The organism is Mycobacterium sp. OTB74 (genome assembly GCF_029892685.1).
Classification (GTDB): Bacteria; Actinomycetota; Actinomycetes; order Mycobacteriales; family Mycobacteriaceae; genus Mycobacterium.
Genome location: NZ_JARXVD010000001.1, coordinates 52,279 through 76,484, shown reverse-complemented (window position 1 = coordinate 76,484; position 24,206 = coordinate 52,279). Strand labels below are relative to the sequence as shown.

At 65.5% G+C, this 24,206-nt stretch carries 24 protein-coding genes; 11 read left to right on the top strand and 13 right to left on the bottom strand.

Annotation, left to right across the window (positions count from 1 at the left end):
- Nucleotides 1–55 precede the first annotated feature (55 nt).
- From M2432_RS00375 to M2432_RS00355, 5 genes are all read right to left on the bottom strand, one after another.
- Nucleotides 56–967 (bottom strand): cation diffusion facilitator family transporter, encoded by a 912-nt coding sequence (locus tag M2432_RS00375; protein ID WP_280824759.1) that lies wholly within the window; start codon nucleotides 965–967, stop codon nucleotides 56–58.
- A gap of 12 nt (nucleotides 968–979) precedes the next feature.
- The gene (gene manA, locus M2432_RS00370) at nucleotides 980–2,206 is read right to left on the bottom strand and encodes a mannose-6-phosphate isomerase, class I (RefSeq protein WP_280824758.1); all 1,227 of its coding nucleotides are present in this window, start codon (nucleotides 2,204–2,206) and stop codon (nucleotides 980–982) included.
- 4 nt (nucleotides 2,207–2,210) lie between these two features.
- The gene (locus M2432_RS00365; protein WP_280824757.1) at nucleotides 2,211–3,308 is read right to left on the bottom strand and encodes an SIS domain-containing protein; all 1,098 of its coding nucleotides are present in this window, start codon (nucleotides 3,306–3,308) and stop codon (nucleotides 2,211–2,213) included.
- Nucleotides 3,305–4,693, bottom strand: a complete 1,389-nt coding sequence (locus M2432_RS00360; RefSeq protein ID WP_280824756.1) for a phosphomannomutase/phosphoglucomutase — start codon at nucleotides 4,691–4,693, stop codon at nucleotides 3,305–3,307. The genes M2432_RS00365 and M2432_RS00360 overlap by 4 nt, the downstream gene beginning before the upstream one ends.
- 109 nt (nucleotides 4,694–4,802) lie before the next feature.
- Nucleotides 4,803–5,231 carry a DUF3499 domain-containing protein gene (locus M2432_RS00355; RefSeq protein ID WP_280824755.1) on the bottom strand — a complete coding sequence of 143 codons (429 nt, stop codon included), beginning with the start codon at nucleotides 5,229–5,231 and terminating at the stop codon, nucleotides 4,803–4,805.
- 117 nt (nucleotides 5,232–5,348) lie between these two features.
- Here M2432_RS00355 and M2432_RS00350 point away from each other — a divergent pair, with 117 nt between their 5' ends.
- Nucleotides 5,349–5,774, top strand: a complete 426-nt coding sequence (locus M2432_RS00350) for a metallopeptidase family protein (RefSeq protein ID WP_280825269.1) — start codon at nucleotides 5,349–5,351, stop codon at nucleotides 5,772–5,774.
- 22 nt (nucleotides 5,775–5,796) lie between these two features.
- On the opposite strand, the gene M2432_RS00345 is transcribed toward M2432_RS00350, so the two are convergent.
- Complete coding sequence (locus M2432_RS00345; protein WP_280825268.1) at nucleotides 5,797–6,060, bottom strand: WhiB family transcriptional regulator; 264 nt, start codon at nucleotides 6,058–6,060, stop codon at nucleotides 5,797–5,799.
- A 675-nt stretch (nucleotides 6,061–6,735) separates the two neighbouring features.
- Here M2432_RS00345 and cofD point away from each other — a divergent pair.
- From cofD to M2432_RS00325, 4 genes are all read left to right on the top strand, one after another.
- Nucleotides 6,736–7,740: a 2-phospho-L-lactate transferase gene (cofD, locus tag M2432_RS00340; protein WP_280824754.1), complete on the top strand. Its 1,005-nt coding sequence runs from the start codon at nucleotides 6,736–6,738 to the stop codon at nucleotides 7,738–7,740.
- Nucleotides 7,737–9,110: a coenzyme F420-0:L-glutamate ligase gene (locus M2432_RS00335; RefSeq protein WP_280824753.1), complete on the top strand. Its 1,374-nt coding sequence runs from the start codon at nucleotides 7,737–7,739 to the stop codon at nucleotides 9,108–9,110. The genes cofD and M2432_RS00335 overlap by 4 nt, the downstream gene beginning before the upstream one ends.
- Nucleotides 9,107–9,658, top strand: coding sequence for an NUDIX domain-containing protein (locus tag M2432_RS00330; RefSeq protein WP_280824752.1), 552 nt, complete (start codon nucleotides 9,107–9,109; stop codon nucleotides 9,656–9,658). Before M2432_RS00335 ends, M2432_RS00330 begins: the two co-directional genes overlap by 4 nt.
- A gap of 215 nt (nucleotides 9,659–9,873) precedes the next feature.
- Nucleotides 9,874–11,061: a hypothetical protein gene (locus M2432_RS00325; RefSeq protein WP_280824751.1), complete on the top strand. Its 1,188-nt coding sequence runs from the start codon at nucleotides 9,874–9,876 to the stop codon at nucleotides 11,059–11,061.
- On the opposite strand, the gene M2432_RS00320 is transcribed toward M2432_RS00325, so the two are convergent.
- The 3 genes from M2432_RS00320 to rfbD all read right to left on the bottom strand — a co-directional run bounded on the left by M2432_RS00320 (nucleotide 11,058) and on the right by rfbD (nucleotide 14,107).
- The gene (locus tag M2432_RS00320) at nucleotides 11,058–12,134 is read right to left on the bottom strand and encodes an NDP-sugar synthase (RefSeq protein WP_280825267.1); all 1,077 of its coding nucleotides are present in this window, start codon (nucleotides 12,132–12,134) and stop codon (nucleotides 11,058–11,060) included. The genes M2432_RS00325 and M2432_RS00320 overlap by 4 nt on opposite strands.
- Nucleotides 12,135–12,206: 72 nt before the next feature.
- Nucleotides 12,207–13,124, bottom strand: coding sequence for a glycosyltransferase family 2 protein (locus M2432_RS00315; RefSeq protein WP_280824750.1), 918 nt, complete (start codon nucleotides 13,122–13,124; stop codon nucleotides 12,207–12,209).
- Nucleotides 13,121–14,107, bottom strand: coding sequence for a dTDP-4-dehydrorhamnose reductase (gene rfbD, locus M2432_RS00310; protein WP_280824749.1), 987 nt, complete (start codon nucleotides 14,105–14,107; stop codon nucleotides 13,121–13,123). The genes M2432_RS00315 and rfbD overlap by 4 nt, the downstream gene beginning before the upstream one ends.
- 120 nt (nucleotides 14,108–14,227) lie before the next feature.
- Here rfbD and M2432_RS00305 point away from each other — a divergent pair, with 120 nt between their 5' ends.
- Genes M2432_RS00305 through M2432_RS00295 form a run of 3 tightly spaced genes read left to right on the top strand, consistent with a single transcriptional unit; the run spans nucleotide 14,228 to nucleotide 17,250 of the window.
- Nucleotides 14,228–15,706, top strand: coding sequence for an LCP family protein (locus M2432_RS00305; protein ID WP_280824748.1), 1,479 nt, complete (start codon nucleotides 14,228–14,230; stop codon nucleotides 15,704–15,706).
- A 1-nt stretch (nucleotide 15,707) separates the two neighbouring features.
- Nucleotides 15,708–16,430, top strand: a complete 723-nt coding sequence (locus M2432_RS00300) for a TIGR03089 family protein (protein WP_280824747.1) — start codon at nucleotides 15,708–15,710, stop codon at nucleotides 16,428–16,430.
- A gap of 16 nt (nucleotides 16,431–16,446) precedes the next feature.
- Nucleotides 16,447–17,250 (top strand): biotin--[acetyl-CoA-carboxylase] ligase, encoded by an 804-nt coding sequence (locus M2432_RS00295; protein WP_280825266.1) that lies wholly within the window; start codon nucleotides 16,447–16,449, stop codon nucleotides 17,248–17,250.
- A 99-nt stretch (nucleotides 17,251–17,349) separates the two neighbouring features.
- Here M2432_RS00295 and M2432_RS00290 read toward each other — a convergent pair whose 3' ends face one another.
- From M2432_RS00290 to M2432_RS00275, 4 genes are all read right to left on the bottom strand, one after another.
- A complete protein-coding gene (locus M2432_RS00290; protein WP_280824746.1) occupies nucleotides 17,350–18,507 on the bottom strand; it encodes an acyl-CoA dehydrogenase in 1,158 nt (385 codons plus the stop codon).
- Between the two features lie 77 nt (nucleotides 18,508–18,584).
- Entirely contained in the window at nucleotides 18,585–19,097 is a 513-nt protein-coding gene (locus M2432_RS00285) for a PH domain-containing protein (protein ID WP_280824745.1), read from the bottom strand.
- A gap of 2 nt (nucleotides 19,098–19,099) precedes the next feature.
- Complete coding sequence (gene purE, locus M2432_RS00280; RefSeq protein WP_280824744.1) at nucleotides 19,100–19,609, bottom strand: 5-(carboxyamino)imidazole ribonucleotide mutase; 510 nt, start codon at nucleotides 19,607–19,609, stop codon at nucleotides 19,100–19,102.
- A 3-nt stretch (nucleotides 19,610–19,612) separates the two neighbouring features.
- The gene (locus M2432_RS00275; RefSeq protein ID WP_280825265.1) at nucleotides 19,613–20,857 is read right to left on the bottom strand and encodes a 5-(carboxyamino)imidazole ribonucleotide synthase; all 1,245 of its coding nucleotides are present in this window, start codon (nucleotides 20,855–20,857) and stop codon (nucleotides 19,613–19,615) included.
- A gap of 69 nt (nucleotides 20,858–20,926) precedes the next feature.
- Here M2432_RS00275 and M2432_RS00270 point away from each other — a divergent pair, with 69 nt between their 5' ends.
- The 3 genes from M2432_RS00270 to gmd all read left to right on the top strand — a co-directional run bounded on the left by M2432_RS00270 (nucleotide 20,927) and on the right by gmd (nucleotide 24,185).
- On the top strand, nucleotides 20,927–21,601 hold the full coding sequence (locus M2432_RS00270) for a GtrA family protein (protein WP_280824743.1): 675 nt from the start codon (nucleotides 20,927–20,929) through the stop codon (nucleotides 21,599–21,601).
- Nucleotides 21,602–21,855: 254 nt separating this feature from the next.
- Nucleotides 21,856–23,091: a glycosyltransferase family 4 protein gene (locus M2432_RS00265; RefSeq protein WP_280824742.1), complete on the top strand. Its 1,236-nt coding sequence runs from the start codon at nucleotides 21,856–21,858 to the stop codon at nucleotides 23,089–23,091.
- Entirely contained in the window at nucleotides 23,091–24,185 is a 1,095-nt protein-coding gene (gmd, locus tag M2432_RS00260; RefSeq protein WP_280824741.1) for a GDP-mannose 4,6-dehydratase, read from the top strand. Before M2432_RS00265 ends, gmd begins: the two co-directional genes overlap by 1 nt.
- Nucleotides 24,186–24,206 lie beyond the last annotated feature (21 nt).

Below are 24,206 nucleotides of genomic sequence, written 5' to 3'. Positions count from 1 at the left end.
TTTGGGACGACGCGTGTCCGGGAGTGACTGCCGTTGGACTATCGGGAGTAGTGAGTCAGCCGCGGTACAGGTCGGGCTCGATGTAGATGATGCGCGCGGCCGGCACCGCCGCGCGGACAGCGACCTCGGCGGCATCGATGGTCGCCGCGACGGCGCCCAGGTCCATTTCCGGTGCCAGCGCGATCTTCACACCGACCAGCATCTCTTCTGGTCCCAGGTACTGCGTGCGCAGGTGAATGATGCGGTCGACGTGCGCCGTACTCTCCAGCGCCGCAAGGATTCCCCGGATCTCCTCGGAGGTGCCGCCCTCACCGATGAGCAGACTGTGCATCTCCACCATCAACACGACCGCGATGACACCGAGCAGCACACCGATCGCCGCGGTGCCCACGCCGTCCCAGACCGGATCACCGGTCAACATGGTGAGCCCGACACCACCCAGCGCGAACATCAGACCAACGAGCGCTCCGGAGTCCTCAAGGAGCACTACCGGCAGTTCCGGATTGCGCGAAGTGCGGATGAACCGCCACCAACCGCCGGAGCCTTTCAGTGGTCGCGATTCAATCAGCGCAGTGCGAAAGCTGTAGCTCTCCAACGCAATTGCCACCACCAGGATTGCAATAGCGACCACCGGGGATGACAACGCCTGCGAATGGGTGATCTTGTGGTAACCCTCGTAGAGCGCGAATACCGAACCCAGCGTGAACAAGACCAGCGCCACGACGAACGAATAGAAGTAGCGGCTGCGGCCATACCCGAACGGGTGCAGCGAGTCGGCGTCTCGACGTGCCTCGCGCTGACCCCACAGCAACAGTCCCTGATTGGACGTGTCGGCCACCGAGTGCACCGCCTCAGCGAGCATCGACGAACTTCCGGTGATCAGGAAGCCGACGAACTTGGCCAGCGCAATACCGGCATTGGCAAGCAACGCCGCCACAATCGCGCGCGCACTCCCCGAGGCTGACATACCCGCCCTTTCCTAGATTCCGACCGTCGCCCGAAACACCGTTGCCGGTTGCTCCGCGAGTAGACGAACCGGCCCGTCGTCCGCCGCGACCCAAGCGGCTGTTCCCCGGTCCAGAGTCAACGTTCCACCGCTCGCCTGCACCTGCACGCTGCCCTTGGCACCCAGCAGAATCTGCGGACCGGAATGATCGAGGGGAGCGCTCACCGACCGGCCCAACCGTTCACCGTCGAGCTGCAGCATGGACACAGCGAATTCCGGTGCGGGCGTGTCGAATACGTACTCGAAACCATCGTCGGCGACCTTTGGCTGCAGTGGCTCACCAGTCGTCGGCGTGAAGTCGAGAACCCGCAGCAACTCTGGGACGTCGACGTGTTTGGGGGTCAGTCCGCCGCGTAACACGTTGTCCGAGTTCGCCATCACCTCGAACCCCATGCCGTGCAGATAGGCGTGCAGATTGCCGGCAGGCAGGTAGATGCCCTCGCCCTCGTTCAGGCTGAAGTGGTTGAGCAGCATGGATGCCAGCACGCCGGCATCACCGGGGTAGAGCTCCCCGAGCCCCAGGATGGTCCTCGCTTCTGCGGCGAATTCCGTTGCGCCCGAACGCACATAATTGACCGCACCGTCGAGTACCGCGGGCACCAAAATGTCGAGGTCGGGCTGCGGCGCGGTGATCCAGGTGGTGAACAGGGCACGTAACCCTTCGCCGTCCGGCTGACCCTCGAGCAGGTTGATATAGCTGTCCAGATCGGCGACCGCCAGTGCCCGCATAAACGCGATGCTGCGCGCCACCGGACGAAAGCCGGCCAGCGCTTCGAACGGCCCCAAAGCGACGACCAACTCCGGCTTGTGGCTGCGGTCGCGGTAGTTCCGGTTTGGCGCGTTGAGTGGAATACCCTGCCGCTCTTCGTAATCGAAGCCCTCCGCGGCCTGTTGGGCACTGGGGTGGGCCTGCAGCGACAACGGCTCGTCAGCAGCCAGAACCTTGGCCAGGAACGGCAGCGCGTCACCGAAACGGGCCCGGACCTGCGGGCCCAACTGACCGTCAGGATCGGCCTGGATCACGTCCAACAACGATGTCTCGCCGTCGCCGGTCTGCAGGCTAGCGGGGTCTCCCGAGTTGGCGCCCAGCCATAGCTCAGCCTCAGGATGTGCTGCAGGACTTGGCATTCCAGTGAACTCGGCAATGTCGGTACGTGAACCCCAGGCATAGTTCCGCACCGCTCCGCGTAGCAGGTTCACCGGATTAACCTCGGACCAGTTTGAGGTACACCGCGGTCATCTCCAACCGAACGGCCAACATCGCGATCTGCTGCTCCAGCCGACTGGTGGACACCCCGGCGTCAGGGATGTCGTCAGCGCTGATGGCGCCGACGTCTGCCGCGGCACCGAACGCCTCCATGCGGGCAGCCATCGGAGCGCGCTCCTCATCGGTACACAGCACCAGCGCACGCACCCGGGCAGGCAGCGGTCCGTCAATCTCCGGATCATGGAAAAGCGCTGCTTCATAAGAGCTTTCAGCTTCTTCCGCACCGGCGAGCAACCCACCACGTAGGGCTACCAGCACGTCGCCGACACCGACGGCGGCCACCAGCTGATGGGCGACCCGCAGCAGCATCGTGGCTGCATGCCGAGCCAGTGCCAGCATGGTCGCATCCTGACCGGCCAACACCACCTGACGTCCGGACATCCGTTCGGCAAGGTTCTTGGCCGGGTTGGTGAAAATCTCGCGTGCCGCGCTGTTGCGCAATGCCTCGGCGTCCAATGCGTCTGCCAAAGCGTCCAGATCCACCCGCATGGCCGGGTCGAGGACCATCAAGATGGCCAGTCCGGCCGCCAGATAACGGGTCAGCAGGAAATGATCGGGCACTGCCAACCGCGGCGCCAGCATCACCGCGCGCCCCGCGGCGGCGTCGCGCAACGGACCTTCGTTGGGCGCCACCACAACAACCCGCGCCCCCCGGCGCACACCGGTGGCCACCGCTGCCCCCAGTGCGGGGTCTGCGGGATCGTCGCCTGCCACCACCACGACATCGAGTGCGCCGATCCACGGCGGCACCTCCGGACTGACCACCAACGGCGACGATGACGTTCCGCCCAACGCCGCGGCCAGCATCGCCCCAGCGGACGCTGAGGCCCCTGCCGCGCCCCGGCCAGTCACCCAGGCAACGGTTCGTGGGCGCTGCTCTGACCGCAGCCCGTCCAACTCGCCTTCACTCAGTGCGGCCGCGACGGCACGCGCTTGTGCACCGGCCATCGACGCCGCCCTGAGTAGACCATCGCGGTCTGCCGCGAGCAGACCTTCGACGTCATCGAGGTCGAGCGTCGCCGGCGCAGCACTCATGGTGCGGTCCCACTGGTGGCCTTGATCTGTACGCCGACGTGCTCGACGATCTGGTCGACTTCTTCTTGGCTGCGAGCTTCGACGTTGAGCCGCAACAGCGGCTCGGTATTGGAGGTACGCAGATTGAACCAGCGGCCCTCACCCAGGTCGACCGTCACGCCGTCGAGCTCATCGGTTGAACGCACTTCATCGCCGTAAGACGCCAGCACGGCAGCGACGCATGCCTGAGCATCGTCGACGGTGAAGTTGATCTCGCCGGAGGCTTGGTAACGCTGATAGTCGGCCATCAACTCCGACAGCGGACGGTCATGCTCGCCGAGCGCGGCGAGCACGTGCAGCGCGGCCAGCATGCCCGAGTCGGCGCCCCAGAAATCACGGAAGTAGTAGTGCGCCGAATGCTCGCCGCCGAAGATCGCGTTGCTCTCGGCCATCAGCGCCTTGATGTAGGAATGACCGACCCGGGACCGGATCGCGGTGCCGCCGCACTCGGCGATCAACTCGGGCACTGCACGCGAGGTGATCAGGTTGTGGATCACCTCGGCGCCAGGCTCGCGTGCCAACTCACGCTTGGCCACCAGTGCGGTCACCGAAGAGGGCGAGACCGGATTGCCCTTCTCGTCGACGACGAAGCAGCGGTCGGCATCGCCGTCGAACGCCAGCCCGATGTCCGCACCGGTATCGAGGACGTACTTCTGCAGATCGACCAGATTGGCCGGGTCCAGCGGGTTGGCTTCGTGGTTGGGGAAGGTGCCGTCGAGCTCGAAGTACAACGGCAGCAAAGTGATCGAGTCGATAGCGCCCAGTACGGCCGGGCTGGTGTGCCCGCCCATGCCGTTACCGGCGTCGACCGCCACGCGCAGCGGACGCAGTGCCGACACGTCCACCAACGAACGCAGAAAGACGCCGTAGTCGTTCAGCACATCACGGTCGGTGATGCTGCCTGCCGCGCCGCCGTATTCCGGCACCCCCGCGATGACCTCATCGCTGATGGTGGTCAGTCCGGTGTCCTTGCCCACCGGCTTGGCAGCGGCCCGGCACATCTTGATGCCGTTGTAGGCGGCCGGGTTGTGGCTGGCGGTGAACATGGCGCCCGGACAATCCAATTGGCCCGATGCGAAGTACAGCTGATCGGTGGAGGCCAGCCCGATACGAATGACGTCGAGCCCCTGGGCGATGACGCCCGCCGCGAAGGCAGCGGCCAGCACCGGCGAACTCGGACGCATGTCGTAGCCGACAGCGACCCCGGTGGCGCCCTCGGAGCGCATCAGCCGAGCAAAGGCACCGCCGACGTCGGAGACAAACGATTCGTCGATCTGTTGACCGACCAGGCCGCGTACGTCATATGCCTTGATCACGCTGTGCACTGCGGCGGCAGGCCGAGCCATAACCCTCCCCGATCTCCTCGTAGCCGGACCACATGGTGCCAATGGCCCGTGCGATCAGCCTATCGGCTCGCGGATAACCGTGTGGGTGGTCGGTGTGTTCGGCCGGACGCTAATCCGCCGGATCCGGCAACACCCGCAGGTGCCCGCGCCGACGGCCGTTATGAGTTGGATCTTGGGTGGCGCGTTGCGCCGGCGGTGCGATCACCGCGGCACCGTGGGCGCCCGGTGTCGGGTCACTGAAGCCGGCCATCACGGGTCCGCGCGAGGGCGCCTCGCGCCCTTCGCGCACCGCGTCGGCGAGCGCAACCAGATCGTCGTCTTCCGAGTGGGTGGGCAGCGGCCCGGCATGGCGGACCAACTCCCAACCACGGGGCGCGGTGATGCGGCCGGCGTGCGACACACACAGATCCCAGGAATGCGGCTCCGACGCTGTGGCCAACGGGCCGACGACCGCCGTGGAGTCGGAATAAACAAACGTCAGCGTCGCCACGGCGTAGTGCGGGCACCCTGGCCGGCAGCAGCGACGGGGAACATTCACACGCCAGAGGCTAGCGCGCCGAAACGCCGCCCGCCGCCGGACACGCGCGCGATCGAGGCGCCGATCTCCAACCGTTATTATCGGCCGATGGCCTACTCCCGGGTGCGCCGCCGTGGCATGCGTGGCCCGCTGCTTCCTCCAACCGTTCCGGGCTGGCGCAGCCGCGCCGAACGATTCGACATGGCTGTGTTGGAAGCGTACGAACCGATCGAACGTCAATGGCACAGCCGACTCACCGGCCTAGATGTGGCGGTAGATGAGATTCCGCGGATTTCCCCCAGGGACCCCGATGCGGTGCAATGGCCGCCCGAGGTGGTCGCCGACGGGCCCGTGGCCCTGGCCCGGCTCATTCCTGCCGGAGTCGATGTCCGCGGTAACGCAACGCGGGCACGAATTGTATTGTTCCGCAAGCCAATTGAACGGCGGGCCAAGGACTCCGCAGACCTCGCCGAGCTACTGCATGAGGTGTTGGTGGCGCAGGTGGCCACCTACCTCGGTGTCGAACCGTCGGTGATCGACCCGACCATGACCGACGACGACTGAGCCAACCGACTGGAGCGTGGCGTCAGATGACGCCGCGCTTGATCCGCCGGCGCTCGCGCTCCGACAGCCCACCCCAGATACCGAACCGCTCGTCATTGGCCAGCGCGTACTCCAGGCACGCGTCCTTCACCTCGCATCCGAGGCAGATGCGCTTGGCCTCGCGGGTCGAACCGCCCTTCTCCGGGAAGAACGCTTCGGGGTCGGTCTGCGCGCACAGGGCGCGGTCCTGCCATTGGTCGTCGGCGATCTCCGGATCGGTATCCGGCTGATCGGGCACCAGGCTCAGTTGTGGCCGTCCTCCGACGGCGTACTGGCCCGGTCCGGTGTGTGTGTGCGGCGCGCTGCCAACCGAGCCGAGCATCCGACCATCGAACCGGACGACATGATCGAAATCAGCATGTTCATAAGACATCTGCCGCCTCCCTCCCCTGCGTTACGTAGTTTCCCAACGGAGTCCAACTGCTTGCCATGCGTGTATCGTGCGACATCTCAATTCGAACAAATGGTCGAATCTCGGTCTGCCACACCGCAACCGGCTAACGGACCGGGAAATGACACTGATGTGATTACACACGGGTTAGCTGCGAGGGTCAAGCGGAAGCGGCGCGTTTCCTACCATCTTGTGACCTGATTTCGGCGCGTCGTAACCACGGCGTGTCGCAAACGTGACGAATCACACGCTGGCGCATAACAATGTTCGAATTCGAGGCCCCCGGTACCCCTGTGACGCAAGTGAATACTGAGACTTGCCAACTACCACAAGAACACGAAAATCGCACATGCGCGCAATCCTTGAGATGAGCTCCGATTGTAGCGCCTGCGCAGCTCAGGCGGGCCGTGGCCGTCGTCACAGCCGTCCGCCTCGAGCCAGACGCGATCACCGCCATAGCAGCGGGCCCTCATCGCGAACCCACCAGGGTCCGGCACACAGCCGATCGCCGATCGCCTAGGGTCAAACGTTGTGAAGGTGACGGTTCTGGTCGGCGGAGTCGGCGGCGCCCGCTTTCTGCTCGGCGTCCAGAACCTGTTGGGGCTGGGCCAATTCGCGGCCGAGTTCGCTGGAGCCGACTCGGAGCCCGCGACCCATGAGCTCACCGCGATCGTAAATGTGGGCGATGACGCCTGGATGTACGGCGTCCGCATCTGCCCCGATCTGGACACCTGCATGTACACCCTGGGCGGCGGCATCGACCCCGAGCGAGGCTGGGGCCACCGCAACGAAACGTGGAACGCCAAGGAAGAACTCGCCGCCTACGGCGTCCAACCGGACTGGTTCGGGCTGGGCGATCGCGATCTCGCGACCCACCTTGTCCGCAGCCAGATGCTGCGGGCCGGCTACCCGCTGTCCCAGATCACCGAGGCGCTCTGCGACCGCTGGCAGCCCGGTGCCCGACTGTTGCCGGTCAGCGACGACCGAAGCGAAACCCATGTCGTGGTAACCGATCCCGAGTCCGCTGACAACCGCGCCATCCACTTCCAAGAATGGTGGGTGCGCTACCGCGCGCAAATCCCAACGCACAGCTTCGCGTTCATCGGAACGGACAAGGCCACCACCGCACCCGGCGTGGCAGAGGCCATCGGCGGAGCCGACGTCGTGCTGCTGGCGCCGTCCAACCCGGTGGTCAGCATCGGAGCCATCCTGGCCGTCCCAGGAGTGCGCAGTGCCCTGCGGTCCACCCCGGCGCCGGTCATCGGGTATTCCCCGATCGTCGCGGGAAAACCGTTGCGCGGCATGGCCGATGACTGTCTGAAGGTCATCGGTGTGGACAGCACATCCGAAGCCGTCGGCGCGCACTACGGTGCCCGCAGCGGCACCGGCATCCTGGACGGGTGGCTGATCGACGAGGGCGACCACGCCCAAATCGAAGGCGTGAGCGTACGGGCCGTACCGCTTCTGATGACCGACCCGGAAACCACCGCCGCAATGGTCCAAGCCGGTCTGGACCTGGCCGGGATCACGTTGTGACAGATTCCGGCACCCCAGAGGCGACCGAACACGGTTCGGCTACCGCCATCGAAATCCTGCCGGTGCCAGGGCTTCCAGAATTCCGCCCCGGCGACGACGTGGCGGCCGCCATCGCGCAGGCCGCCGCGTGGCTGCGTGACGACGACGTGCTGGTGCTCACCAGCAAGGTGCTGTCCAAGGCCGAGGGCCGCATCGTCCCCGCACCCACCGACCCCGACGAGCGGGACGCCCTGCGCCGCAAGCTGATCGATGCCGAAGCGGTCCGAGTGCTGGCGCGCAAGGGTCGCACCTTGATCACCGAGAACAAAATCGGGCTGATCCAAGCCGCCGCCGGCGTCGACGGATCCAACGTCAGTACAACCGAATTGGCGCTGTTGCCGGTCGACCCCGACGGCAGCGCGGCCCGGCTGCGCGCCCGGCTCCGCGAGCTGCTCGGGGTAACCGTCGCAGTCGTCATCACCGACACCATGGGACGTGCCTGGCGCAACGGACAGATCGACGCCGCCATCGGGTCGGCCGGACTGGCTGTGCTGCACGGATACTCTGGCGCCCAGGACAGCCACGGCAATGAGCTGCTGGTGACCGAAGTCGCCGTGGCCGACGAGATCGCGGCGGCCGCCGACCTGGTCAAGGGCAAGCTGACGGGCATCCCGGCCGCGGTGGTCCGTGGACTGCACCCGGAGGACGACGGCTCGAACGGCCGGACACTGGTGCGCGCGGGCCAAGAGGACCTGTTCTGGCTGGGCACCGAGGAGGCCCTGGCGCTTGGGCGTCGGCAGGCCCAGCTGATGCGGCGCTCGGTGCGCTCGTTCAGCGCCGAGCCGGTGGACCCGGCCGTCATAGCGGCCGCAATCGGCGAGGCACTCACCGCGCCGGCACCACACCACACCCGACCGGTGCGGTTCGTCTGGGTGCAGTACCAGCAGACCCGAATTCGCCTGCTGGACAGCATGAAAGCCAAATGGCGGGCCGACCTGGCCGGAGATGGCCGGCCTGCCGACTCGGTGGACAGGCGCGTAGAACGCGGCCAAATCCTCTATGACGCACCCGAACTCGTCATCCCTTTCATGGTTCCCGACGGCGCCCACGGCTATCCGGATGCCGCCCGTACCGCAGCGGAGCACACCATGTTCACCGTCGCAGCGGGTGCGGCGGTGCAGGCGCTGCTGGTCGCATTGGCAGCTCGCGACATCGGCAGCTGCTGGATCGGCTCGACGATCTTCGCCGCTGACCTGGTTCGCAGCGAGCTCGACCTACCCGCAGACTGGGAACCGTTGGGCGCCATCGCCATCGGGCACCTGCCAGAGACCGATGAGCCGGCCCGTCCCCGGGAGCCGGTGCCCACCGACGATCTGCTGATCCGCCGATGATCGACTCCCTGCACGCCTCGGTGCTGAATACCCTGCGCGACTGGCAGGCCCCGGATCCGGAGCAAGACAGCCTGCGGCACGCCCTGACTGCCTTCGCCGCGGCCCGACCCGATGCCTGCCGGCGGGCCTGCGAACCCGGACACATCACCGCCTCGGCGCTGGTGCTGGACCACACCCGCACCCAGGCCCTGCTCACCCTGCATCCTCGATTGGGCCGCTGGGTCCAACTCGGCGGTCACTGCGAGGACATCGATCCCGACATCCGGGCCGCCGCGCTGCGCGAAGCCAGCGAGGAATCCGGCATCGACGGGCTGACCATCACCGAGATGCCCGCGGCGCTGCACGTGCACGCGCTGACCTGTTCCCTTGGTGTGCCTACCCGACACCTGGACATGCAATACCTGGCATTCGCGCCGGCGCATGCCGAAATCCATTGCACTGACGAGTCAATAGACCTGCGTTGGTGGCCCCTCGACGGTATTCCGGACGACGATGCCGGGCTGACCGCATTGGTACGGCACGCGCGCAGCAGCGCAAGTGCTGATTGAGGTAGTCCACTACTCGCGACTGACCGCGCCTGCGAGTCATACCGTGCCGTCATCGGTGAAAACCTCGGTGAGGAGTGCGGATGAAGAACATGATCGGGGCGCCGCCCGAAGGCTCCCCCGCCGGCACCGATGATTCGGTTCCCGAGGCGGAGCCCGCATCCGCCTTCACGATCGGTGACCTGAGCACGCGCACCCGCATTCTGCTGGTGTCTTGTGTGGCGGTCGACGCGGTAATCGTCAGCTGGCTTACCGCGTGGGACGCGAAGCTGGTCGGAACCGGGTGGGGCTTGTTCGGATCGGCGTTGCTATTGGTCATCGCCATCGCCTGCTGGCTCTCGATCGGCTTGATTATCAGAAATTCACCCAACGCCGTGCTCACCACTATGGTCAGCCAGATATTCGTCGCATGTCTGGCGGTCTACGTGTGGCTGGTCGACGTCCACAGCCCGGTCCATCAATATTGGGGAATCACTGGAGTCGCATTGTCGCTGGGCGGTATTGCGCTGTTCTGGGTGATCTTCTTGAGTCGTCACGCTGAGGGCGCCATCAAAAGGGGCGCCGTGGTAATCGCTGCCCTTTTCCCCGCTCTAGGTCTGGTGCAGTTCTGGATCCAGCACTACTACCTGCCCGAGAGTTCGCGCCCGGGTGTCGATTTAGAGGCCGAATTATCGCCGGCGGGCTACTCAGGTCCAATCGTCCATCTCAAGGCGAAGTACACGCTCCACAACTACGGTTCAGCCGATGTGGAACTTCCGGCAGGACTAGTGCGGGTCGTCGAGTACCCCAACGGGACGACTCCAGAGCCCCCCACACCGGAATTTGTTGCCGAATACCTCGGTCCACTTGAAAATCAATTCCGCGACTACCGCGAGACTCCCGCAAAGCCAGTCGATGCAAAGCTGATTTACGCCGCCTCGATTGCGACATCGGATATGGGTTCGTTCCTGCTCGCCGGGCAAACGGTGCACGGCGAAGCCGCGGTCGATATCGACACCCGAGCCGTACGGTTGGTCCAGCTTGGCATCGACGTTATTGCAGTCACTCATCAAGAGGTGAAAGACACTCGTACGTGCTATCCCCCGCACAAGTCGTTCAACGCCGACCCGCTCGGGTTCGTAAACGAAGCACGGAATCTTCATGACTTGGGCGGCAGTGATGCCGCACAGGTCTTGTGCGAGGAGACGCAGTTCGCACCACGCGGCGTAATCGAGGAATTGGTGTCAGATCATCCCTTGCTACGGATCACGACAGTTGTCCGCGAGGACGGCCTGCCCACCCCCTTACTGGCACCACAATTCGGAACCGCTGAGTCCCTGGACCCTCCTTCGACCACTCCGTCCGCGCATTTAACCGGGGGTGCCGAATACGCGCCAGCCGAATCCGACCTACTTCCAAAGCATTAGACGTCCGTCGAGAAGCGCAGGCCGCCGTCCGGGATGGTGACTCCGGGCCACACCCGAGCACCGCGGAGCAACTCGCAGCGGGCGCCGATGTTGGCCCCGTCGCCGATCACCCCGTCCCGGATCAAGGCGCGCGGACCGACCCGCGCGCCGAAGCCGATGATCGAACGCTCCACCACCGAACCTGCTTCGATCTTGACGCCGTCGAAGATCACCGCGCCGTCCAACCGTGCCCCGGCGCCGATCTCGGCGCCGCGGCCGACCACGGTGCCACCGATCAGCAGCGCACCCGGCGCCACCGCGGCACCTTCGTGCACCAGGCTCTCGCCGCGGTGCCCGTCAAGTACCGGCGACGGTGCGATGCCGCGCACCAAATCCGCTGAGCCGCGGACGAAGTCCTCCGGCGTGCCCATGTCGCGCCAGTAGGTGGCATCGACGTAGCCGAACACCTTCAGCCCCTCGGAGAGCAGCTTGGGGAAGACCTCGCGTTCCACCGACACCTCGCGCCCGGTGGGGATCCGGTCGATCACTTCGCGCTGGAACACGTACGCCCCGGCGTTGATCTGATCGGTCGGCGGGTCCTGGGTCTTCTCCAGGAAAGCAGTGACGCGGCCGTCGGAATCTGTTGGCACACAACCGAATGCACGCGGGTCACCAACGCGTACCAGGTGCAGGGTGACATCAGCCTGCTTCTGGAAATGCGCTTCGAGCATGGCACCCAGGTCAAGCCCGGAGAGCACGTCGCCGTTGAAGACGACCGAGGTCTTGTGACGCAGCCGCGACGCCACGTTGGCGATGCCGCCACCGGTACCGCGGGGTTCGTCCTCGACTACGTACTCGATCTCCAGGCCGTAACTCGAGCCGTCGCCGAATTGTTCTTCGAACACGTCGGCCTTGTACGAGGTGCCCAGCACCACATGCTTCATTCCGGATGCCGCGATCCGGGCGAGCAGATGCTCAAGGAACGGCACACCCGCGGTCGGCAACATTGGCTTGGGGGCCGAGAGCGTTAGCGGACGCAACCGGGTGCCCTGCCCGCCAACCAGGATGACGGCATCGATCTCCGCCGGATTCACCACGTCATCGCTCAACTCGCGTCCTCTTTCCACTGTGCGGCTCCGGCAGCAGGGCCGGTGCTCGCGGGTAGCTTAGTTGTCTCGACGGCGCCTGCGCCGCGAACTGCCCACCACTGCGCGCTCGCGCGCCAGCAGCGCAGACCTGATGGTCCACCGCAGCGGCGCCTGCCACCACCTCGCATGGCGATCGGCCAGAAACGTGTAAGTGCTGCGGTGATGAGCCGCGAGGTTGAGCGCCGGGTCCCTGCCGGTGGAGTGTCCTTTGTGGTGCAGGATCTCCGCGGTCGGCACATAGACGTTCTGCCAGCCGGCCTCGACCAGTCGGTCTCCCAGATCGACATCCTCCATATACATGAAGTAGCGCTCGTCGAAGCCGCCGATCTGACGGAACGCAGCGCTGCGCAACAACAGGCAGGACCCCGACAGCCAGCCGACCTGGCGCTCGCTGGGCTCAATCCGGTCCTGCCGGTAGGCCGCCGTCCACGGGTTGGACTTCCACACCGGCCCCATCACCGCGTGCATACCGCCGCGGATCAGACTCGGCTGGTGCCGCGCCGACGGGTAGACCGAACCATCCGGATCACGAATCAGCGGCCCCAGAGCACCGGCACCGGGCCACCGCGCCGCGCCGTCCAGCAGCTCATCGATGCTGTGCGGTCCCCACTGCACATCGGGGTTGGCGACCACGACGAACTCGGGGTCCACCACGCTGTCCGGGCCATCCAGGTACGTCGCTACCGCGAGATTCACCGCCGTCCCGTAGCCCAGGTTGGACCCGGTGCGCAGCAGTCGCACCCCGGGATGACGCTCGAGCGCCTCCTCGGGCGCGCCGTCGGTCGACCCGTTGTCGGCCATCACCACCAGAAGCGGCCGCTCGGTGGCGTGCGCCATTGACGCCAGGAATCGATCCAGGTGCGGACCCGGTGAATAGGTCACCGTCACCACGAGCAGCGGCCGGTGCTGTTCCGGCCCGGATTGCTGCTCAGTCACGGCGTAGAGGTTAGCGTCCCGGCGGCGGCTTCCGATCCGGGCACCGCCGGCCCCGTCGGTGCGGGCACTGCCGGCATCACGGACGGCACCGGCGCCAACGCCGCGGCCAGGGCCTCCCGCCACGGACGGAGCGCCGTCAACCCGGCCGCCTCCGACTGGCGCCCCGACAACGCCGAGAACTCGGGCCGCGGCGCCGGCCGTGCCATCGCGTCACTGCTGACCGGCTGCACCAGCTGCGGGTCAGCACCCATCAGTTCGAACACCGCACGGGCCAGCTCGAATCGACTGACCGCACCGTCGTTGGTGGCATGCAGCAGCGCCGCCGTGGTCGAACCGCGGGCCACGTCGAGCAGCGCCTCGGCAAGGTCGACCACGTAGGTGGGCGAACCGACCTGATCCTCGACGACCTCCACAGCCTTACCGGCCCCTGCGGACCTAGCGGTCTTGGTGGCGACCGCGGCAGCCACGGAAGCCATGGCCTTACGCCGCATCACCGCGACGAAATCGATTCCGTCCACGGCCCCGCCATAAACCCACGAGGTCCGCACCACGCGGGCCTGCGGCAGCACCGACAGCACCTCGGTCTCGCCGGCCAGCTTGCTGCGCCCGTAGGCATTGACCGGACCGGTAGGTTCGTCGGTCTCATACGGCTCGCGCCGCTTGCCACTGAACACATAGTCGGTCGACACATGCACCAGATGCGCACCCGCCGCCGCACAGGACCGGGCGATGTTGCCGGCTCCCGTGGCGTTCACCGCATACGCCCGCGGGCTGTCCGCCTCGGCCTCGTCGACCTTGGTGTAGGCGGCGCAATTGATCACGATCTCGCCCGGCGCGATGTGCCGACGAACGGCAGCCGGATCGGTGATATCGCACTGCGACGACGACAGCGCGAGCACGTCCCGACCTTGCCGGCGGGCCTGCCGGGTCAGCGTCTGCCCCAACAATCCGCCAGCGCCCATAATCACTATTCGCTGCGACACAATGCTCCAGTCTGCCTTGCTGCAACATCTGGTGTTGAATGCCCAGCACCGGCCACGGTTCCGGCACACGCCGAACCGGTGCTACCGGGTCCACGGATCGGTCCCCAGTAGCCTGGCTGGGTGCCGAGCCGCCTGATCCACGTCATTGCCGTTGCGATGACGCTGCTCGTAGTCGTCGGCACGGGTGTGGCGTGGAGCACGTTGCGGTCCTTCGAAGGCGGTATTCACCGGATCAGTACCGCCGCTTTGGGCGGCGGTGGGGACGACGGCGCCATCGACATTCTGCTGGTAGGCATGGACAGCCGGACCGACGCCCACGGCAACCCCTTGTCCAATGACGAACTTGCCAAACTGCGAGCCGGCGACGACGTGTCGACCAACACCGACACGATCATCCTCGTACGCATCCCCAACAACGGGAAGTCGGCGACCGCGATCTCCATTCCCCGCGACTCGTACGTGTCTGCGCCCGGGCTGGGCAAGACCAAGATCAACGGCGTCTTCGGCCAGGTGAAGCTGGAGAAGATGAAGGAGCTCGTCGAGCAGCAGGGCGAGGACCCGACACAGGCCGAACCGGTCGCCACCGAAGCCGGGCGCGAGGCCCTGATCAAGACGGTCGCCAAGCTCACCGGCGTCACCGTCGATCACTACGCCGAAGTCGGGCTGCTCGGCTTCGCACTGATCACCGACGCCCTTGGCGGGGTTCAGGTATGCCTGAAAGACGCTGTCAACGAACCGCTTTCGGGGGCTGACTTCCCGGCGGGATGGCAGAAACTCAACGGTCCGCAGGCGCTCAGCTTCGTGCGGCAGCGCCATGATCTGCCGCGCGGCGACCTGGACCGAGTGACCCGCCAGCAGGTCTTCATGGCGTCGCTGGCGCACGACATCATCTCCGGCCAGACCTTGTCCAGCCCATCCACACTGAGCCGCTTGCGGCAGGCCGTGCAACGCTCGGTCGTGTTGTCCGAGGGCTGGGACATCATGGATTTCATCCAGCAGTTGCAGAAGCTGGCCGGCGGTAATGTTGCGTTCGCCACCGTCCCGGTTCTGGCCGAGGACGGCTGGAGCGATGACGGTACTCAGAGCGTGGTCCGCGTCGACCCCGACCAGGTGCAGCAGTGGGTCACCGGGCTGCTCAAGGACCAGGCGGACGGCAACACCGAGAAAGTGGCGTACGCCCCGGCCAACACCACCGTGGACGTGGTCAACGACAGCGATGTCAACGGTCTAGCCGCGGCGGTGTCCGAGACCCTCACCGAAAAAGGTTTCGCCACAGGCAAAATCGCCAACAGCGAGACCGACCATGTGACCAGCAGCCAGATCCAGGCAGCCAAGTCCGACGACCTCGGCGCACAGGCTGTGGCCAAGGAATTGGGTAACCTGCCGATCGTCTCGAACACCGCGGTCCCGTCCGGATCCGTGCGCGTGGTACTGGCCCACGACTACTCCGGCCCGGGCTCCGGACTCGGCACCGACCGCCTGGTTAATACCACCCAATCGTCCTCCACTACAAGCGATTCCAGTACATCAACCGAGGCGCGGCCGGCCCAGTCACCAGTCATCACGGCTGGCTCCACCGACCCGAAATGCGTGGACTGACATGACCAATCTCTCTACCGCCCTGCTCGACCCACTGCTGCGCGACGATCCAGCGGGGCCACGCATCACCTACTACGACGACGCCACCGGCGAGCGCATCGAGGTGTCGACGGTGACGCTGGCCAACTGGGCCGCCAAGAGCGCGAACCTGCTGCGTGACGAATTGGGCGCCGGGCCGGGTAGTCGGGTCGCGGTGCTGCTGCCCGCCCATTGGCAGACCGCGGGCGTCATCTTCGGCATCTGGTACATCGGCGCTGAAGTGGTTCTGGGATCTGAAGATGTTCTAGGACAAGGCGATTGCGATATCGCCATGTGCAGTGCGGACCGTCTCGAACAGGCCGAGGCGGCCGCCGACGAGGTCGTCGTGCTGTCCCTTGACGCATTCGGCAAGCCGGTGCCCGACCTCCCCCTTGGGCTGACCGACTACGCGACATCGGTCCGCGTGCACGGCGACCAGATCATCGGCGAGCGCTCACCTGGACCGGCACTGGATGGCCAGACTGTCGCCGAAGTTCTGGCCGCGGCACAAAGCACCGCCACCGCAAAGGGTTACACCTCGGACACCCGGTTGCTGTCCACCGCGACCTGGGACACGGCCGACGAGCTGGTGACCAACCTGCTGGCGGTGTTCGCCGGTGGCGCGTCGCTGGTGCAGGTGGCCCACCCCGATCAAACGAAACTGGACCGCCGCCGCCAAACCGAGAAGGTGACCGATCGTGTCTGAACCGGGCCGCGCGCCGCTGAGCGCTGACACAATTCGCCGCCTGGCCGGGGCTGCATGGCCCCGGATCGACGTCGTCGAGACCACCGGGTCCACCAACGCCGATCTATTGGCGCGGGCAGCTGCCGGCGAGAACATCAGCGGCGCTGTGTTGTTGGCTGAGCAGCAGAGTTCGGGACGCGGTCGGCAGGGCCGTAGTTGGACCACCCCGCCGCGGTCACAGATCGCGATGTCGGTGGGCGTCGACCCCACCGGCGTCGACCCCGACGCGTGGGGCTGGCTGCCACTGCTCACCGGGGTGGCCGTCGCCGAAGCTGTCCGAGAACGGTGCGGCCTTGAAGCCAAACTCAAGTGGCCCAATGATATTCAGGTCAACCGGGAAGGATCGACCGATCAGCAGCCCGGCAAGCTGGCCGGCATCCTGGCCGAGGTCGCCGCACCGAAGCCGGTGATTGTCGTCGGGCTGGGCCTGAACGTTTCGCTCACCGCCGCCGAGGCACCGGTCGATACCGCGACCTCGCTGACAATGCTCGGTATGCCTGCGGTCGACCGAGACGCCCTGGCCGCCAACATTCTTCAATACCTGGCCAACCGGGTGGCGCAGTGGCGCACCGCGGGCAGGGCCGACCCGGACTTACTGGCCGCCTACCGTTCGCTCAGTAACACCTTGGGCTCGCGTGTGCGGGCCGAGCTGCCGGGCGGCCGGGAATTGCTCGGTACCGCGGTCGATATCGACCCCATGGGTCGGTTGATCATCGATGACGGTTCAGCTCGCACGGCTATCGCCGCCGGCGATGTCACGCACCTGCGTGGCACCCGCTAAATCACGAGCGCCGACCAGATACCGAAACGGCCAGTTGGTCCACGGCTTTCGAAAAAGCGAGTTCCAACTGGCCGCTGGGCGCAGGTTGCGTCGGGTACCTCAGCGCAGCAGGGCGCGGGACATCACGACGCGCTGAATCTGGTTGGTGCCTTCGTAGATCTGGGTGATCTTGGCGTCGCGCATCATCCGCTCAACCGGGAAGTCAACGGTGTATCCAGCCCCACCGAACAGCTGCACAGCGTCGGTGGTGACCTCCATCGCCACGTCCGAGGCGAAACACTTCGAAGCCGCCGAGATAAAGCCCAGATTGCCCTCGCCACGCTCGGCGCGCGCAGCGGCGCTGTACACCATCAGCCGGGCCGCCTCGACCTTCATCGCCATGTCGGCGAGCATGAACTCCACACCCTGGAACGTGCTGATCGACTTACCGAACTGCTTGCGGTCCTTGGTGTATGCGATTGCCGCGTCCAGCGCGCCCTGCGCCACACCCACGGCCTGTGCGCCGATGGTCGGGCGGGTGTGGTCCAGCGTCGCCAGCGCGGTCTTGAAGCCGGTGCCGGGCTCGCCGATGATCCGATCCCCCGGAATGCGGCAGTTCTCGAAGTACAGCTCGACGGTCGGTGAACCCTTGATGCCGAGCTTGCGTTCCTTGGGTCCGACGGTGAAGCCCTCGTCATCGATGTGCACCACGAACGCCGAGATACCGTTGGCGCCCTTGTCGGCGTCGGTCACCGCCATCACGGTGTACCAGCTCGACTTGCCGCCATTGGTGATCCAGGCCTTGGCGCCGTTGAGGATCCAGTCGTCACCGTCGGCCTTGGCCCGGGTGCGCATCGCGGCCGCGTCACTGCCGGCTTCGCGCTCGGACAGTGCGTACGACGCCAGCTTGCCGTCGACCAGATCCGGGAGCACCTTCTGCTTGAGCTCTTCGGATCCTTTGAGGATCAAGCCCATGGTGCCCAGCTTGTTGACCGCCGGGATCAGCGACGCCGACACATCGACCCGAGCGACTTCCTCGATGACGATGCACGCCGCCACCGAATCGGCGCCCTGGCCGCCGTACTCCTCGGGCACGTGCACGGCGTTGAAGCCGGAAGCATTCAGCGCGTCGAGGGCCTCCTGCGGAAACCTGGCGTTCTCATCGACGTCGGCGGCGTATGGAGCGATCTCCTTCTCAGCCAGTGCGCGGATCGCGGCCCGCAGCTCCTGGTGCTCCTCGGGCAACTGAAAAAGATCGAACGACGGATTCCCTGCCATCTTGGCCTCCTTAGCTACTTGCCAGTAACCCTAACGCGGAACCCGTCCACGCAAGGAATCCCTGAGATCGCGATCACTCATCGTTTCGGCTGTTCGAGGGTGTCGAAGACCTCGTGGTACAGCAGGGAGTGCACCTGCTCAACCTTGGGGATGTCATAGAACTCCAGCGGGTCCTGGCTTGCCGACTCGATGACCAACGTGCCGGTCCGCACCAACCGGTCCCACAGGCTGTGCCGGAATTCCACACTGTTGATGCGGGCCAGCGGAATGTCGATCCCGCTGCGCGACAGGATGCCGTGCCGGAACATCACCCGCCGGTCGGTGATGACGAAATGTGTTGTCCACCAATTCAAGAAGGGCCACATCGAAAGCCATCCGACGACCACCAACCAGATCGCCAGGAGCACCAGCGAAACGACCGTCTTGGCGTTGGACGCCCAACCCAGCGTGTTGACGTATGCGGCGGCAAACGCCGCCACCGCCGTGGCCGACAACAGCACCAGTACCGCGCCGAGCAGGCGCTTCCAGTGCGGATGACGATGCAGGATCACGCGCTCGTCGGCCGCCAGCACGTTGTCCGGGTAGCCCATGGTTACTGCTCGCCCAGCAGTCGTGCCCTCAAGGCCTCGTCCTTCTCCAGCACCATCGCCTCTAGATCGGCCTGAAATTTGACCATCAGTTTACGCAGCCGGGTATCGCTGGCACCGAGAATCCGTACCGCCAACAACCCGGCGTTGCGCGCCCCACCGATCGACACCGTCGCCACCGGAACACCAGCAGGCATCTGCACGATGGACAGCAGCGAATCCATTCCGTCCAGGCGCGCCAACGGCACCGGGACCCCGATCACCGGCAGCGGGGTTGCCGACGCAACCATGCCCGGCAGGTGTGCCGCGCCGCCCGCACCCGCGATGATCACCTCGATGCCGCGGTCCGCGGCGCGCTGCGCATAGTCGAGCATGCGGCCCGGGGTGCGGTGCGCGGACACCACGCCGACCTCGAATGGCACCTCGAATTCGGCCAGTGCCTCAGCGGCGGCGGCCATTACCGACCAGTCACTGTCGCTGCCCATGATGAGCCCGACCCTGGGTCCTCCGGTCATCTACTACTCCCCTGCGCTTCTCGGATCATCACCGCTGTGCTCGTCCCAACCGTCGGTCCACTGCGCATGCGACAGCCAGTGCGCGGCGCGAGTAGCCCGCTCCCGCACGCTCGCGACATCTTCACCGTCGCGGCCCAACACGTTCACATGGCCGAGCTTGCGCCCCGGCCGCTCCGCCTTGCCGTACAGGTGAACCTTGGCATCAGGCATCCGGGCGAACAGGTGGTGCAAACGCTCGTCGACACTCATCGTCGGGGCCTGTGGCGCACCGAGCACGTTCGCCATAACCGTGACCGCGGCAATCGCAGCGGTATCACCCAGTGGGTAGTCCAGCACCGCCCGCAGATGCTGCTCGAATTGGCTGGTCACCGCGCCGTCCATGGTCCAGTGGCCGGAATTGTGCGGCCGCATGGCCAACTCGTTGACCACCAACTCGCCATCGACGGTCTCGAACAGCTCAACCGCGAGCACGCCGACCACGCCCAGCTTCTCGGCCAGCATCAGGCCCATGCGCTGGGCGGCACCGGTTACATCCGCGGGTAACCCCGGTGCGGGTGCGACGACCTCGACACAGATCCCGTCGCGCTGCACCGTTTCCACCACCGGCCAGGCCGCGCCCTGCCCGAACGGCGACCGGGCCACCAACGCGGCCAGCTCGCGCCGCATCGCGATGCGTTCTTCAGCCACGATCGGAACGCCGTCAGCCAGGTAATCGGCAGCCGCCTGGCGAGCCTGGGCCACCGAGTCGGCGATCACCACTCCACGCCCGTCATAGCCGCCCCGGATGGTCTTGATCACCACAGCCCCGCCCACCTCGGCGCCGAACTCGTCGACGTCATCGGCCGAGGTGATCTCGCGGAACCGCGGCACCCGGACACCCAGTTCGGCGAGCTTGCGCCGCATCGTCAGCTTGTCCTGGGCGTGCATCAGCGCCTCAGGCGGAGGAGCCACCGCGACCCCACCTGCCACCAGCTTCTCCAGGAACTCGGTGGGCACGTGTTCATGGTCGAAGGTCAGCACTGTGGCGCCGGTCGCGACCCGCCGCAGCGCGTCGTAGTCAGTGTGCGAGCCCAGCACGACGTCGGGGCTGACCTGTGCCGCTGGATCGCCAGGGTCCACAGCGAGGACACGCAAGGTCTGCCCGAGCGCGATAGCGGCCTGATGGGTCATCCTGGCCAACTGCCCACCGCCAACCATGGCGACGACGGGCGTTGAACCTCTTTTGGGGACGGACTGCACGTCGACCATGGTGTCACGACGTGCGGCAAGCATCGCGGTCAAGGCCGACCCCGGGTGCCTTGCGTACACTGAATAGCCGTGTCCTTTGCCGATGCCACCATCGCCCACCTACCGAGGCCGATCCGCCCGTTTGCCGAACGGCATCACGAGCTGATCAAGTTTGCCATCGTCGGTGCGACGACCTTCATCATCGACTCGGCGATTTTCTATACCCTCAAGCTGACCATCCTGGAGCCCAAGCCGGTCACGGCCAAGGTCATCGCCGGCATTGTCGCGGTGATCGCGTCGTACATCCTCAACCGGGAATGGAGCTTCCGAGACCGAGGCGGCCGCGAGCGTCACCACGAAGCCCTGCTGTTCTTCGGGGTGAGCGGTGTCGGCGTGTTGCTGTCCATGGCACCGCTGTGGGTGTCCAGCTACATGCTGGGTCTGCGGGTGCCCAACGTCTCGCTGACGGTCGAGAACATCGCGGACTTCATGTCCGCCTACATCATCGGCAACCTGCTACAGATGGCGTTCCGATTCTGGGCATTCCGGCGCTGGGTGTTCCCCGACGAGATCAACCGCGACACCGACGCTCTGCTGGAATCGACTCTGACCAGCAGCGGCTTCGCCGAAGCCCTCGAGGACGAATTCGAGACTCGCCACATCGTCGACACCCCCGACAGCAATGTCACCCCGCTGTTCCGGCGCCGACGCGCCAAGCGGCAGATGGGCGCTTCGTCCGAACCGCGGGTGTCGAAGACTTCTTGATACGGCGGGGTGCATGCGCCTGCTCGTGAAGTGGGCTGACGTAGCTGTCGGCGGCTCCGCAAACAGAATTCCCGATGCCCAAGGTAAACTCTGGCCATAATCCGTTGTCGCCAGGAAGTCTGTTCGGAGCATAGTTGAAGGTCCCCCGCACCGCGCGGATGGCAAACGCCTCCAGATCGTGTCGGCAAACGTCGGTCGATGTACGAGAGAACCAAGCTCGGCTCGACCCCGCGTCCCGCCGAGCCGTCAAAGTTGTGATCTTGGGCATCAACTACGCACCCGAGCCAACAGGGATCGCCCCCTACACGGCCGGTATGGCGGCAGGTTTGGCGCAGCGCGGTCATGAGGTAACGGTGCTGACCGGCTACCCGCACTACCCGTATTGGCGCCACGACAGCGGGGTTCGACATTTCCGATCGGAAGAAGTCATAGACGGCGTTCACGTTCACCGGTTGCGGCACCCGGTCCCGTCGAAGCTCTCTTGGATGGGCCGAGCCATGATGGAAATGACGTTCGGCTTGCAGCTGCTCGTCTCCAAATGGGGCCGTCCCGACGTCGTCATCTGCGTGAGCCCGGCCCTTCTGGCGACCGCAATGGCGGCTGTGCGAACCCGGATGACGTGGCGCCGGCCCGCACTGGGTGTGTTGGTACAGGACATCTACAGTCGCGGACTCGCGGAGACCGCAGTCGCCTCGGGCTGCTCAGCCCGTACCATCGCGAAACTGGAATCGGTCGCGCTGCAGCTGTCTGATGGGGTTTCGGTGATTCACACCGGGTTCGCCGAGGATTTGGCCGCACACCTCAGTGTCGACAGTCAGCGAATTCGGGCGATCCCGAACTGGACGCATATCGGCTCGCCAGACCCTTCGGCCAGCGCGGAATTCCGCGACGAACGCGGCTGGGCTCCCGACGAACTGATCGTTCTGCACGCCGGAAACATGGGCTATAAGCAGGGCTTGGAGAATGTCGTGGCGGCCGCCAGGTTGGCTCATCAACAGAACAGCCGAGTGCGCTTCGTCCTGCTCGGGGACGGCAATCAGCGGGCCGACCTCGAAGACGCCGCCGCTGACCTGCCCACCATCGAATTCCTGCCCCCGGTCGCCGAGAAGGAGTTCCCGGCCGCGCTCGGCGCTGCGGATGTGCTGCTGGTCAACGAACGTCAAGGGGTCGCCCGGATGTCAGTGCCCAGCAAGCTGACTTCGTACTTCACCTCCGGCAGGCCAATCCTTGCCGCGACCGACGCGACCGGGTTCACAGCTTCCGAACTCGCCGCCTCCGGAGCAGGCGTTTGTGTACCTGCCGATCGTCCAGACCTGCTCTTGAGCGAAGCCATCCGACTCGGCTCAGACCGGAAGCTCAGCGAACAACTCGGCGCGGCCGGCCTGCATTATTGTTCAAACATGTTGTCGCAAGGGGTCGCGTTGGACCGTTATGAGCAGTGGGTCGTCGACCTCGACGCCATGCGTGCCGCGCGGAACAGGCACGGCTGATGACCAAGCGTGCCTTGATCACCGGAATCACCGGTCAGGACGGTTCGTATCTGGCCGAGTTCTTGCTGAACAAGGGCTACGAAGTGCACGGCGTCATACGTCGTGCGTCCACTTTCACCACCCGCCGCATCGACCACCTCTACGTCGATCCGCACGAACCGGGCGCCAGGTTGTTCCTGCACTACGGCGATCTCCTGGACGGACCCCGGTTGTCCGCTCTGCTCGCTGAGATCCACCCGGACGAGATCTATCACCTGGCGGCCCAATCCCATGTGCGTGTTAGCTTCGACGAGCCCGAGTACACTTGCGAAACAACAGGTTTGGGAACAATCCGGCTGCTGGAAGCGATTCGGCAACTCGGCCTGGAGACACGGTTCTATCAGGCATCGAGTTCCGAGATGTTCGGTTCCTCACCGCCACCGCAGAACGAACACACGCCATTTCATCCCACTTCTCCGTATGGCACTTCCAAGCTCTTCGCCTATTGGGCAACTCGAAGCTACCGGGAGGCATATGGCCTCTTCGCCGTCAACGGAATCTTGTTCAACCATGAGTCACCCCGCCGGGGTGAAACGTTCGTCACCCGCAAGATCACCCGAGCGGTTGCTCGAATACACGCCGGTCTGGACGAGACACTATGGATGGGCAACATCGATGCCGTCCGGGACTGGGGCTATGCCCCCGAATACGTGCAGGGCATGTGGGAAATACTCCAACTCGATACCCCGGAGGACTTCGTCCTGGCCACCGGCATCGGTAGCTCGGTGCGCGACTTCCTCGCGCAGGCGTTCGACCATGTTGGACTCGACTGGGAGAAGCACGTTCGATTCGATGAGCGATATCTCCGACCCGCCGAGGTAGACGCGTTGCTCGGTGATGCATCCAAGGCGAACTCACGATTCGGCTGGAAACCTGAGGTGCGGCTACCTGAACTGGTGAAGATCATGGTCGAGGCCGACACACGCGCGTTGGAGCTCGCCAGCCCGAACGTGATCGACCGACCAAACCTGCCAGGTTGGCCTGGGAAGGCCGCGGGTCGCTTCAGTCTCAGTGGTGGTCCAGATCCCGGGAGCAGTTCTGGGCAAGACCTATAAGACCCGGCCCCAACTACGCGA